At 59.8% G+C, this 12,827-nt stretch carries 12 protein-coding genes; 4 read left to right on the forward strand and 8 right to left on the reverse strand.

Going from position 1 to position 12,827, the window contains the following annotated elements:
• Nucleotides 1–27 precede the first annotated feature (27 nt).
• Nucleotides 28–546, forward strand: coding sequence for a hypothetical protein (locus BUE09_RS08215; protein WP_073300469.1), 519 nt, complete (start codon nucleotides 28–30; stop codon nucleotides 544–546).
• Here the strand turns inward: BUE09_RS08215 and BUE09_RS08220 are convergent.
• The 3 genes from BUE09_RS08220 to BUE09_RS08230 are packed head-to-tail and all read right to left on the reverse strand — an operon-like array spanning nucleotide 521 to nucleotide 2,344.
• Entirely contained in the window at nucleotides 521–1,060 is a 540-nt protein-coding gene (locus BUE09_RS08220; RefSeq protein ID WP_073300471.1) for a DUF2937 family protein, read from the reverse strand. The genes BUE09_RS08215 and BUE09_RS08220 overlap by 26 nt on opposite strands.
• The gene (locus BUE09_RS08225) at nucleotides 1,060–1,836 is read right to left on the reverse strand and encodes a class II glutamine amidotransferase (protein ID WP_073300473.1); all 777 of its coding nucleotides are present in this window, start codon (nucleotides 1,834–1,836) and stop codon (nucleotides 1,060–1,062) included. Before BUE09_RS08225 ends, BUE09_RS08220 begins: the two co-directional genes overlap by 1 nt.
• Before the next feature lie 46 nt (nucleotides 1,837–1,882).
• Nucleotides 1,883–2,344 (reverse strand): MFS transporter, encoded by a 462-nt coding sequence (locus BUE09_RS08230; RefSeq protein ID WP_073300475.1) that lies wholly within the window; start codon nucleotides 2,342–2,344, stop codon nucleotides 1,883–1,885.
• Between the two features lie 209 nt (nucleotides 2,345–2,553).
• Between BUE09_RS08230 and BUE09_RS08235 the strand changes: the two genes are divergently transcribed.
• Entirely contained in the window at nucleotides 2,554–2,994 is a 441-nt protein-coding gene (locus BUE09_RS08235; protein WP_073300477.1) for a universal stress protein, read from the forward strand.
• Nucleotides 2,995–3,025: 31 nt separating this feature from the next.
• Here the strand turns inward: BUE09_RS08235 and BUE09_RS08240 are convergent, their stop codons facing one another.
• Both BUE09_RS08240 and BUE09_RS08245 read right to left on the reverse strand, forming a co-directional pair.
• Nucleotides 3,026–3,718, reverse strand: coding sequence for a DUF6901 family protein (locus BUE09_RS08240; protein ID WP_073300479.1), 693 nt, complete (start codon nucleotides 3,716–3,718; stop codon nucleotides 3,026–3,028).
• Between the two features lie 131 nt (nucleotides 3,719–3,849).
• The gene (locus tag BUE09_RS08245; RefSeq protein WP_073300480.1) at nucleotides 3,850–5,757 is read right to left on the reverse strand and encodes an ATP-binding cassette domain-containing protein; all 1,908 of its coding nucleotides are present in this window, start codon (nucleotides 5,755–5,757) and stop codon (nucleotides 3,850–3,852) included.
• A 275-nt stretch (nucleotides 5,758–6,032) separates the two neighbouring features.
• On the opposite strand from BUE09_RS08245, the gene BUE09_RS08250 reads away from it, so the two are divergent.
• Complete coding sequence (locus BUE09_RS08250) at nucleotides 6,033–7,964, forward strand: transglycosylase SLT domain-containing protein (protein ID WP_073300482.1); 1,932 nt, start codon at nucleotides 6,033–6,035, stop codon at nucleotides 7,962–7,964.
• 109 nt (nucleotides 7,965–8,073) lie between these two features.
• Here the strand turns inward: BUE09_RS08250 and BUE09_RS08255 are convergent, their stop codons facing one another.
• The 3 genes from BUE09_RS08255 to yegS all read right to left on the reverse strand — a co-directional run bounded on the left by BUE09_RS08255 (nucleotide 8,074) and on the right by yegS (nucleotide 10,890).
• A complete protein-coding gene (locus tag BUE09_RS08255; protein WP_073300484.1) occupies nucleotides 8,074–8,877 on the reverse strand; it encodes an MOSC domain-containing protein in 804 nt (267 codons plus the stop codon).
• A gap of 26 nt (nucleotides 8,878–8,903) precedes the next feature.
• Complete coding sequence (locus BUE09_RS08260) at nucleotides 8,904–9,836, reverse strand: chemotaxis protein CheV (protein ID WP_073300486.1); 933 nt, start codon at nucleotides 9,834–9,836, stop codon at nucleotides 8,904–8,906.
• 124 nt (nucleotides 9,837–9,960) lie between these two features.
• Nucleotides 9,961–10,890: a lipid kinase YegS gene (gene yegS, locus BUE09_RS08265; protein ID WP_073300488.1), complete on the reverse strand. Its 930-nt coding sequence runs from the start codon at nucleotides 10,888–10,890 to the stop codon at nucleotides 9,961–9,963.
• 374 nt (nucleotides 10,891–11,264) lie between these two features.
• On the opposite strand from yegS, the gene BUE09_RS08270 reads away from it, so the two are divergent.
• Entirely contained in the window at nucleotides 11,265–12,701 is a 1,437-nt protein-coding gene (locus BUE09_RS08270) for an undecaprenyl-phosphate glucose phosphotransferase (RefSeq protein WP_073300490.1), read from the forward strand.
• The last annotated feature ends 126 nt before the right edge of the window (nucleotides 12,702–12,827 follow it).

The following is a 12,827-nucleotide window of genomic DNA, read 5'->3' on the forward strand; positions in this document are numbered from 1 at the left end:
GGTTAACCATTGCAAGGATGCAAATAAATGAAACAGCGCTGGGCGACTGCCGCAGTAACCGGGTTTACCGCGCTCATAGCGGTTAACGATCTCCGTTTGGTTCTAGCGGTGCTGCAGTCTGGCTCTTATAGCTGGGCAGCAGCCCCATCGCATGCATTCTTGCTGGGCAACGGAGGGATTCTTCCTGCCCTGTGGAAAATGTCGTTATCGATGACCTTGCTGGTGTGGTGGCTAGGCGCTCTGCTGGTGCCAGCGCACCGCCCGTGGCTGCGAATTGCCAATGGGATTTTCGGCGGCTGGCAGCTCGCTCAAGTCACGCTGATATGGCTCGCGGTGATCGGTGTCCTGCTGCAGGTTGCCGAAATGCCCACGACCCTTCGAAACGTGGGACTGGTCGCGAGGGATACCGACCTGCTGTGGATCATACCCCTGACGCTGTGCCTGCCTGCCCTTCAGCTCGGTCTAGGGGAGTGGGCGTACCGCGTAAGTAGGCGAGCCGAGCGAACTCAGGCGACCAATACTATCGTTTCGACGGAAGCGAGTTAGCCGTACGACGCCGACGTCGATTACGTTGTGGAAACAGGGCCTGACGAAGCAATACGAAGAGACTTTCAACGATCCAGGCGAGCAAAAGCGCACAGCTCAGGCCCCACGCGATCGCCTCGGGCGACAGCAGTACCTGGAAACGGTAGCTGTTCCAGACCTGACGCCTGATCGCCTGATCCGCGCCGATCAGGACGTGCCAGGCCTGTGCGTACCAAGGCCCCTCCATGACTCGCCGTTCGCGGTCGAGTAAACGCGCACGTTCGACCAAGGCCGAAACACTGCGCGCATCGCTCTGTATTACCGGATCTTCGCTGACTCGATAATGTTCGACCAATGCATTCAGATCACCGTTGAAGAATCGTCCAGCCGTGTCCTGGAATCCCAACAATCCCTGTTGTGCCTCGAGTCGGCGCGCCTCGACCTGGTTGCCGTACGCCTCAATGAAGCCCGGCACCTGAACACCGACCAGCAGCCCCAAGGCGAACAAGGTCAAACGCAAATAGCTTCTCAGCATCACGCCACCTGCCCGCGCGCGACGCACTCGCCCAGCCGCCAAAGCGTCCACTCGCCGGATCGATGCACATCCCACTGTTCATTGTCGGTTAACGGTTCGGTCGCCAGCACGGTTACAACGTCGTTTGGCGTCGTCTCGGCTTCAAAGTCCACCGTCAACTCGGCATCTTTCAATTGAGCCGGGCCAAACGGCGCGCGACGGGTAATCTGCGCCAGCTTGGTCGAGCAGAAACTGAACAGCCACTCGCCATTGCTCAGCAGGCAGTTGAATACGCCCTTGGCTCGGTAACCGGCACAGGCATCGAGCAGATGCGGGATCAAATCCTCCGCAGCGACCCGCTCGGGGAAATCGCCGCGTATCCGATTGAGCAGGTCACAAAATGCCGCTTCGCTGTCGGTATCCCCTACCGGCTGATAGAAACCACGCACCGGAGCGAAATCCCCTAACTGGCCGTTGTGGGCAAAACACCAGTGCTGTCCCCACAACTCACGTACGAAAGGATGCGTGTTGACCAGAGCGACCTTGCCGACATTGGCGTGACGGATATGGCCGATCACCACATGACTTTTGATCAGATAGCACTGGACCATTTTCGCCACTTCCGACTCGCAGCTAGCCACCGGATCCTGAAACAGCCGCAAACCGCGACCTTCATAAAACGCGATGCCCCAACCGTCCTTGTGTGGTCCAGTGCGGCCACCACGTTGCATCAGCCCAGTAAAACTGAAGTGGATGTCAGTGGGTACATTGGCGCTCATGCCGAGCAATTCACACATGCGCTATCTCCCGATAGGTCCTGCTGCGCCTTGGCGAGAAGGTTCTTCAGAGTCTCGGTTCAGTCCGCGCCTCGTAGCGGTGTGTCGGGCGGATGTCCTCGTCGTCATCCTCGAGTCGTTCACGCAGGGTACGAGGATCATCGTGTCGCGATTGGCTCCGCTGCTGCTTAGCCCGGCGCTCGATCAGCCAGCGTATGACAACAAACACTGCGTAGACCGCGAATGCGATCAATCCATACAGCGCCAGGTCAGCCACGGCACGCCAGGCATTGCTGCCAACCTTGAATAGTAGATCCAGTGCCGTGATGGCGACCGCAGGGGCGAACAGGTCCTTGGCGGGATCGACGATGGTCGGCGTCAGCAGCAGCACGGCAACGATCAGCCGCAACGGCTCGCGCAGCCAGCGCCACATGGGGCGGGTGATACGCATCCAGACCAGCAGGCAGCCCAGCGCGGCGATACCGTAGGCTGACCAGGCGAGCAAATATTCATTGGCGAATAGGGACATGGCGATCTCTGTACAGGCCGGAGGAAGCACCGGCATCAGCGGCGGACATGATAACAGTCGTAACCGGCGGCACGGCTAGCAACCTGATGCGATGCACGCTGGCCATTACGCATCCAACGCCGTATAAACCCTGAAAAAAAACGCGTCCTAACCCACATCGCGTGCCGAGAAGCCATACTTGTAGCAACCGACATTTCAGGAGATTCAACATGATCTACCAGCATATTCTGGTCGCCACCGACCTGAACGACGATTGTCATCCGGTGGTAGCGCGTGCTCAGGCGCTGGCGACTGCCAGCGGTGCGAAACTGGCGCTGGTCCATGTCATCGAGCCGATGGCCATGGCTTTCGGCGGGGACGTGCCGATGGATCTTTCAATGCTGCAGCAGCAGCAGTTCGATCAGGCGCGCGAGCGTTTGGCCGGGTTTGCCGGCCGCTACCCCGAACTCACTGCGGAACAACGTCACCTGGCTTACGGCCAGCCTCGCCAGGAAGTTCACCGACTGGCCAAGGAGCAGGGCTGCGATCTGGTAGTGGTCGGCAGCCATGGTCGCCATGGCCTGGCGTTGCTGCTGGGCTCCACCTCCAACGACATCCTGCATGGAGCACCCTGCGATGTGCTCGCCGTGCGCCTGAAAAAGCCCGAGTAAGCTCTCCAAACGGCCTGAACCGGCAACCGGTTCAGGCCGTTTCGGCGGTTTCCTCGGCGCTCATCACCAACGGGCGGATCTTCTGCAGCTGGGTTTCCAGTGAGTAGGTCAGGCTCGACGCCATCGAGAAAAAGGTCAGGAAAGCCTTGAGGTTGGAATCACCGTGGCAGGTGTCATGGATACGCTGCCAGAACGCCTGGTTGACCAGCTGCAGTTGTTGAAATGACCGCACCAGCCCACGCAGTTCCCAGTCGGCGTGCCGCCCTTCGCGCAGATTGAAATACTGTTGTGCCAGATACAGGGATACCGCCCGTAACACGAACTCCTGATTGCTAGCGAACGGCAGGTGCTGATGGGCCATCGGTTTGAGCCGACCGAGCACCGGGCAGGCACTGGTCGCCATGATGACGCCAAGCAATGCGCGCAAGCCCTCCTCCAAACCCACCAGCTTGCTGTATTCGCGCTCCGGCGTGCGAACGTGAACCTGCGCCTTGCGGACGGCTGGCAAGCCCTGAAAATCTTCGATCACTCGATGTAGGTCGACCGCCGCCGGGCAATGGCGGAACTGGTCGCGACTCAGCGGGCAGTTGTTGCATTGCTGATGGTCCAGACGCGTCCACTTGGGCGCTTGTCTAGCTGCCTCGTGATCAAACGCACGGTCCAGTTCGATCCGGTAACTGAACTTGTGCTCATCATCGAGGATGATGCGGTATTCGATTGCCATCTATGTCCGTCCAGTGCTGACAGATGTTCCGTTTAATGGCGTCCTGCAAATCGCTGGACGTTTCGCGCCGCATACGCCGAACGCCGTATGCGGCTTTTTTCGAGAACGCCGAGCAAAACCTACCCAGCGTCTCATCCCTCCAGCTCAGCCCAACGCTCAAGCAGCTCATCGAGCTGCTGTTGCATCATTTCGAGCTTCGCTATCGTTTCGCCAGTACGCTCAGCAGTCTGCTGGTAGAAGGTCGGCTGCGCCATCTCTTCCTGAAGCGCGGCGATGCTCTTTTCCATGGCATCGATTTTCCCCGGTAGCGCCTCCAGTTCGCGCTGCACCTTGTAACTCAGCTTTTTCTTCGCCGGCACGGGTTCGGCGGGCATCGGCGCAGCCACTGGCGCCGCTTCGGGTTTGCTTTCCTTGCCGTCCTTCGCATCGCCGACGCCGAGCAGCTTTACCGAACCGCCCTGGCGTAGCCAATCCTGATAGCCACCGACGTATTCGCGAACCACCCCATTACCTTCGAATACCAGCGTGCTGGTCACCACGTTATCGAGGAACGCCCGGTCGTGACTGACCATCAGCACCGTGCCCTGGAAATTCAGCAGAACTTCCTCCAGCAGCTCAAGCGTTTCCACATCGAGATCGTTGGTGGGTTCGTCCAGGACCAGCAGGTTGGCGGGCTTACTGAACAGCTTGGCCAGCAAGAGCCGTGCCCGCTCGCCGCCCGAGAGCGCCTTGACAGGCGTGCGGGCGCGCTGAGGGCTGAACAGGAAATCCCCGAGATAGCTCAGCACATGCCGGCTCTGGCCATCGATGCTGATGAAATCACGACCCTCAGCGACGTTGTCGACGACAGTCTTTTCCAATTCCAGCTGGTGACGTAGTTGGTCGAAATATGCCACTTCCAGTTTGGTGCCGGCTTCCACCTTACCGCTGGTTGGCTGCAGATCGCCGAGCAGCAGCTTAAGCAGCGTGGTCTTGCCGGTGCCATTGGCGCCGAGCAAACCGATACGGTCACCGCGCTGCAACACCATCGAGAAATCACGGATCAGCGGCTCACCACCGGGGTGAGCAAAACTCGCATGCTCCACGACAATGACCTGCTTGCCGGACTTTTCGGCCGCATCAATCTGGATGTTCGCCTTGCCCTGGTGCTCACGTCGCTCGCTGCGCTCGCTGCGCAGCGCCTTGAGCGCTCGCACGCGTCCCTCATTGCGGGTGCGTCGCGCCTTGATGCCCTGGCGAATCCACACCTCCTCCTGTGCCAGCTTCTTGTCGAACAGCGCATTGGCTGTCTCTTCGGCTGCCAACTGCTGCTCTTTGTGCACCAGGAAGCTGGCGTAATCGCCGTTCCAGTCGATCATATGGCCACGATCAAGCTCCAGGATTCGGGTCGCCAGGTTCTGCAAGAATGCCCGGTCGTGGGTGATGAAGAGCACTGCACCGTTGAAGCCAGTGAGCGCCTCTTCCAGCCAGGCAATGGCGCCGATATCGAGATGGTTGGTCGGCTCGTCGAGCAACAGCAGATCCGGCTCGGACACCAGAGCCTGGGCCAGTAGCACACGCCGGCGCCATCCGCCAGACAATTCGGCTAGGGTCTTGTCGGCTGGCAGCTGCAAGCGGCTCAGGGTGCTGTCGACCAGCTGCTGCAAGCGCCAACCATCCTTGGCTTCTAGCTCCTGCTGGACGTGCATGAGCTTGTCGAGATCGGCTTCGTTGTGGATGTTCTGGCTCAGGTGATGATATTCGGCAAGCAACTGCCCTACCCCGGCCAGCCCTTCGGCAACAACATCGAAGACAGTGCGCTCATCGGCGACCGGCAGTTCCTGCGGCAACTCGCCAATCTTCAATCCTGGCGCTCGCCAGATTTCGCCGTCATCCGGCAGCTGGCTGCCCTTCACCAGACTGAGCATGCTGGATTTGCCGGTGCCGTTACGGCCGATGATGCAAACCCGCTCACCCCGCGCAATCTGCCAGGAAACTCCATCGAGCAATGGATTGTTGCCGTAGGCGAGGGACACATCGGTCAACTTGAGCAGGGTCATGACGATCTCCGAAAAACAGGGCGCGCATTCTAACAGAAGGCATTGCTTCACCGGGCTGTGACAGATATCTGCCAACCTACCTGGGAACAGGCTATCGCCCGCCCTGCCAGCCGCCATCCGAGCGAGCCGCGCCAGCCCGGACCGAGGCATTGGCATGACGTTCGTCGGAAGTTTCGCTTTGAGCGTTTGCGACGCTTAATCCTCGTTTAACTGCTTGACCGGCCAAGCTAAGCTAGCCGCAGAAATTCCCCGTACCCCCCGTTTTCGGAAGTCTCATGCGCGGTCGACTCTCCAGTGTCTGTTTGTGTCTTTTCTTCACCATCGTCACCCTCGAAACCACCCAGGCCGCGAGCCTGCAGCAGCAGCGCCAGCTCTATGACGAAGCCAAGCGGGCGTTGGCCAAGGGCGATAGCGGGCCGTACCGGCGTCATTCCAACGCTCTGCGTGACTATCCGCTCGAACCCTACCTGGCCTATGACGACCTGACCGCACGGTTGAAAACCGCTAGTAACGAGGAAGTGGAGAAATTTCTCGCCGAACATGGTGATTTGCCACAGGCGAGCTGGATGAAGCTGCGCTGGCTGCGGCTACTGGCTGCGCGCGGCGACTGGCGTCCCTTTGTCGCCCACTACGACCCAAAGATGAACTTCACCGAGCTTGACTGCCTGTATGGTCAGTACCAGCTCATCAGCGGGCAGAAAGACCAGGGCTATGCCACCGCTGAAAAACTCTGGCTGGTCGGCAAATCCCAGCACAACGCCTGCGATGCCTTGTTCGAGCGCTGGGAAGACGCAGGTCAACTTACCGAGAAGCTACGCTGGAAGCGCACCAAACTGGCCGTTGAAAGTGGCAACTATGGGCTGGCCAAGTTCCTGGTCAAAAGCCTGCCGACGCTGAAAGCACAGGGTGAACTGCTGCTCGACGTTGCGCAGAAACCGCAGTTGCTGAGCCAGCCTGAGCGGTTCTCGCCAGCCACCGAGACCATGGGTGATATCGTCTCGATCGGCTTGCGCCGGCTGGCCCGTGCCAAACCCGAGCAAGCCCTTGGCTTGCTCGACAGTTACGCCAGGCGGATGTCGTTCTCGGCGGAAGAAAAGGTTTCCATTGCCCGCCAGATCGGCCTCACGCTGGCCAAGCGGTTCGATCCCCGCGCGCTGAAAGTCATGGCCGAATACGACCCCGAGCTCCGCAATGACACGGTGAGCGAATGGCGGGCCCGTCTGTTGCTCCGTCTCGGCCGCTGGGATGACGTCTATGCGCTGACTCAGCGATTCCCCGAGGAGCTGGCCAACAGCAATCGCTGGCGGTACTGGCAAGCTCGCAGCCTGGAACTGGCCAAGCCCAACGACAAGCAAGCCGCCCAACTCTACCAGCCGGTGGCCGAGGAGCGTGACTTTTACGGCTTCCTGTCGGCAGATCGCATCCAGGCGCCCTACAAACTCAACCATCAACCCCTCGCCCTCGACCCGAAACTCGTGCAGAAGGTTCGTAATACCGCGGGCATTCGCCGCGCCATGGAATTCCATGCGCGCGGGCAGATTGTTGACGGGCGTCGCGAGTGGTATCACGTCAGCCGGCTGTTCAGCCGCGACGAACTGGTTGCCCAGGCGCGACTGGCCTACGAGATGGAATGGTACTTCCCAGCCATCCGCACCATCAGTCAGGCGAAGTACTGGGACGATCTGGACATCCGTTTCCCCATGGCCCATCGCAGCAGTCTGGTGAACGCTGCAAAAGCGCGTGAAATCCATCCGAGCTGGGTATTTGCGATCACTCGCCAGGAAAGCGCATTCATGGCCGATGCTCGCTCTCACGCGGGCGCCACAGGCCTGATGCAGCTAATGCCGGCCACCGCGAAAGAAACCGCCAGGCGCTTCGATATTCCGTTGTCGTCGCCTAAGCAGGTGCTCAACCCCAGTGTCAACATTCAGCTGGGCGCTGCTTATCTCAGCCAGATCTACGGTCAGTTCAACGGCAACCGGGTGCTAGCCTCAGCCGCTTACAACGCAGGTCCCGGGCGAGTTCGCCAGTGGCTGAAGAATGCGGAACACCTTCCGTTTGACGTATGGGTCGAGAACATCCCGTTCGATGAAACCCGGCAGTACGTGCAAAACGTACTGACCTATTCGGTCATCTACGGGCAAAAGCTCAATTCGCCACAGCCACTGGTGGAATGGCACGAGCGTTACTTCGATAACCAGCGATAAGCGCGTACCCGGCCTGACGACCGCCGCATGCGCGCCGTGCCGCCGCGCCAAATGGGCCGGGGCTTAGCCGTAGCGTTATTTCACGAACGTTACTGTCGCTCTGGCTGGCCTATTCGAGCACTTCGACCGACATGCCGACCTGCAACAAGCCAGTGCCTTCGGCGATGAGGTTTTGTCCGAAGAACACGCCACCGTCACCCTTGCGGTAGTTCATCAGAGTCGCCAGCGGCTCGCGATCGGCGTTCCGCTCGCCGTTCAGCGGGTCGATGGTCGGGATGATGCAGCGTGAGCAGGGCTTGACCACGCGGAACGCTAGATCACCAATGCAAATGCGCCGCCAGCCATCTTCGGCGTAAGGCGCCGCCCCGGCGATCACCAGATTCGGCCGAAACCGACGTGCATCGAACAATCGCCCGACGCGCGCAGAAAGGTCATCGAGTGATCGCTGGCCGATCAGCAGAAACGGAAATCCATCGCTAAACGCCGTGCGCTCGCCTGGCCGAGCATAGTCCTGATCGATCTGGATGGCCCGCGATGCCGGCAGATGCACCAACCGACACGGACGCTCAAGCAGGCGTGTAAGCCACTCAGCCGCAGCGTCGCCCGCATCGGGCACCTGCAGACTTTCACGCCAGATCAGCACGCCTCGCTCAACGCCACCCTCCTCCGGGACCGAGACCGCCAACCCCTCCACCCCCGGTGCCGTCAACAGCAGCTCGGCATCGCCTTGCCAGCGAGCGTCCAGCAACGCCATGCGGGGCAGTATGCGCTGGGTCAGGAATTTCCCGGTCGCGGCGTCCACCACCATCCAGCGCCGGTCGCCAGACAGACCCAGCTCGTCACATCGCTCTTGTTCCAGTGACTCAGCCGAACCGGACTTGAGTGGAAAACGGTACAACGCGGCAAGGTGCATGCGGGGTCCTCGAGCGATGGGTCAGGTCAGCGTGTTTCGTCCATCAACAAACGCTCACGGACGACGTCCACCAGTTTCTCCGGCTGGAACTTGGAAAGGAAGTTGTCACAGCCAACTTTCTGCACCATCGCCAGGTTGAAGCTTCCGGAGAGAGAGGTATGCAACACCACGTAGAGATCACGCAGGCGCGGATCGTTGCGGATCTCGGTGGTGAGCCGGTAGCCGTCCATCTCCGGCATCTCGGCATCGGTGAACACCATGAGCAGACGCTCGGTCAGCACTTCGCCGCTGTCCGCCCAGGCTTTGAGTTTGTTCAAGCCCTTCATGCCATCGCTGGCGGAATGAACGGTAATTCCCAGCTGGCTCAGGGTTTCTCGCAGCTGCGCCAAGGCCACGGTCGAGTCGTCGACGCATAGCACTTCACGCCCCCTGGCGCGCTCGAGCACCGGATCGCTCAGACGCTCCGGCGCGATACTGGTGTTGTAGGGAACGATCTCGGCGAGGACCTTTTCCACGTCAATGACTTCGACCAGCCTGTCCTCGACCTTGGTGATCGCGGTGAGGTAGTGCTGCCGTCCCGCGGTGCTCGGCGGTGGCAACACTTCCTCCCAGTTCAGGTTGAGAATACGGTCCACGCCGCCGACCAGAAACGCCTGAATCGAGCGGTTGTATTCGGTCACGATGATGGTGCTGCGCTCATCCGGCACCAGAGGACGCAAACCTATCGCGCGTGACAGGTCGATGACCGGCAGCGTCTGTCCGCGCAGATTGACCACGCCACATACAGAGCCATGGCGGTGCGGCATCAGCGTCATCTTTGGCAACTGCACGACTTCCTGCACCTTGAACACGTTTATCGCGAACTGCTGCCGCCCGGAAAGACGGAACATGAGAATTTCCAGGCGGTTCTGCCCCACCAATCGGGTGCGTTGATCGACTGACGCTAGAATGCCGGCCATTGCGGGCTCCTTTGGCGAATAAGGGACTAAGGAGCTATCGGCCGCAAATGCCCAGGCTTTATCCGGACGCAACAGAATTTATCGACCCGTCTTCATGCGACCTGTTGCCCGGAGTCGTAAAGGGTCAGACGGATGAATCATCGTTTTCGATCAGTGGTTCCTCTCGTAGTAGAGGACTGTCCACCGGAAGATGCAGTCGCAGCGCCTGACGCTTTACCGAAAAACGCATGTGCTTTGCCGCGAGCGGCTCGCCATCAAGATTAATGCTGATTTCTTCTGGCGCCTCTACCTCGAACCATGGCGCACGGGCTTTGACCGAGACAGTGTCGATGCCAAGCAAGCCGCCACTCAGCAAAGTACCGAGTGTCCCGACCGTATCGGCCGGTGCCGGAACGATGCAAATATCCAGCAACCCGTCATCGATCGAGGCTTGCGGGCAAAGCAGCTGGCCACCACCAGACTGGCGGCCATTGCCGATGCCCAGCGCCAGAAACTCCCCCTCCCAGGTGAAATCGGGCGCCACGAAGCGGCCCCAGGTGGCGCGCAACTCACTGAAGCGAGACAACCCCGTCAGCAGGTATGCGCTTCCGCCCAAAACCCGCTTCAATTCCGATGAAGTGGTGGCGGTTACTTTGGAGCCAAAACCACCCGTCGCCATGTTCATGAACAGCTCACCGTTCATGTCTCCGACGTCGACCCAAACGGGCTCGCGATTGAGCAGCGTGAGCGCATCGAAAGGTGCCAACGGGATTTCAGCCGCTGTGGCGAAATCATTGGCGGTGCCCAGCGGTAAAACCGCCAGGCTCGCATCAGAGCCGTTGTCGAGCAGGGCCTGCACCATCTCCCGTAAGGTCCCGTCACCGCCGCCCGAGACCAGCGTCCGATAACCTGCAGCCAGGGCTTCGCCGACCAGGCGCGCGGTGTCTCCCGGTTCCCATGTCACCCGTACGGCCAGTTCATTACCCAGCTGACGCCATTCGGTAACAGCGTCTCTCAGTTCTTCGTTGAGGCCCTGCTTCCCGTGAAGGACGAGCAACGCCTTAGGCTCATTCATAACAAGTTCCCGTCGTCCGTTTCGATATGCGAGATAGACCTGTTCCCACCGCAGAAAGTTGTGAAAAGGCAAAGTGCGGACGGACTTAAGTCGATCAAGCAAAACGCTGACCATCGGTCAGCGAACAGCGACGAAATACCCCACCAGAGCAGCGTTATCCGCGCGTTATCCCTTGCATATCAAGTGCTTGCGAGCGGCATTTAATTCTTTCGCCGCGATTGGCTCTTTCCAGGGTTTCTGTGAACTCATTTCCTGCAGGGCGGTCGGAGCACTTGTCCAGGTAAAGGTTGCAATAGCGGCCTGCCATCAGAACCGCGGATCGCGGCGATCAAAACGAGTATTGAGCTAGCAATAGCCATAGGAAGGAGCCTTGTATGCGCTTACAGTCCGTTGGAACCCTTGAGTACGCCCACCCCAGTTTCGTAGATTACTTTCTTGCCAGCATTCGTCTGATCCACGGGCTTACCGCAGTGCTGCCGGGCGTTCTGTTGTTGCTGTTCCTGCCCCTCGACCTACCGGCAGGCGGAGGCACATTCAGCACCTTCCTGATGTTCTTCGGCGTAATCAGCGTGGTCATCTTTCAGTCGGTCGGCATCTATAGCGAGGAAGTGTTCAGCACACTGCTACGCTTTCGCACCATGCTCGTCGCCTGGGCCGCGGCTTTCAGCCTGATGATCTTCATGCACCAGGGGCTTGGCATGTTCGGCTACCTTGAAGCCAAACACCTGACCTTCTGGTTCGTCACCAGCGGCATCCTGTTCGGCGCCGAGCGACTGATGATGCTCGCTCTTTTTCGCCGGCTGATGGCAAAAGGCGTTTACCTACAGAATGCCGTAATTCTGGGCGGCACTGACAACGGTGTGCGCGTTGCCGAGTATCTGGCTCATCACCGCGATATCCGCACTGGCGTGCTCGGCTTTATCGATGACCGCCTCGAGCGGCTTCCGAACACCCTGGCGGATCTGCCGCTGCTGGGCAACACCCGCGACCTGGAACAGATGATCCGCGAGGAAAAGGTGACCCAGGTGCTGGTTGCCCTGCCCTGGTTTGCCGACAGCCGCATCGGCCAGCTGATCAATGAGTTGCGCCGGCTTCCGGTCAATGTGCTGCTGGTACCGGACATGGTCGCCTTCCGCCATGCCAACAAGCGCATCACCGAAGTCGGTGGATTGCCGACGCTGATTGCCTCCGACCTGCCGCTGCGTGGCTGGTCACCAATGTTCAAGCGCATCGAAGACATCATGCTCTCCAGCCTGGCGCTGCTGGCGGCCGCCCCGGTCATGCTACTGCTCGCTTTGGCGATCAAGCTCGACTCGCCCGGCCCGGTATTGTTCAAGCAGAAGCGCTACGGCTACAACAACCGGCTGATCGAAGTGTTCAAGTTCCGCTCGATGTACCACGCCAAATCGGATGCCAATGCCGAACGGCAAACAACGCGCAACGATGATCGCATCACCCGCGTCGGCCGTTTCATCCGTAAAACCAGCCTCGACGAGCTACCGCAGCTGCTCAACGTGTTCCTGGGCAGCATGTCCATGGTCGGCCCGCGCCCCCATGCGACCGCGACCAAGGCCGCAGGCGTGCTGTTCGAAGACGCCGTCTCGGAATACTCCGCACGCCATCGCGTCAAGCCGGGCATCACCGGCTGGGCGCAGATCAATGGCTACCGTGGCGAGACCGACACCGTCGAGAAAATCGAGAAGCGCGTCGAGTACGACCTCGATTACATCGAGCGCTGGTCGGTCTGGTTCGACATCTACATCCTGGCCCGAACCATCCCCGCCCTGCTGCTCAACAAGGATGTTTACTGACTGCCACACGCACTGACAGCCCCAACCAGGCACCGAGCCATATTCATGCGCGAGCGCAGCAGGAAGATTGAACTAATGAAGCGAGCCAATATCAGATTTGCGTTCTGCAATAAGCACACCTGTTCG

The sequence above is a fragment of the Stutzerimonas xanthomarina DSM 18231 genome (assembly GCF_900129835.1).
Classification (GTDB): Bacteria; Pseudomonadota; Gammaproteobacteria; order Pseudomonadales; family Pseudomonadaceae; genus Stutzerimonas; species Stutzerimonas xanthomarina.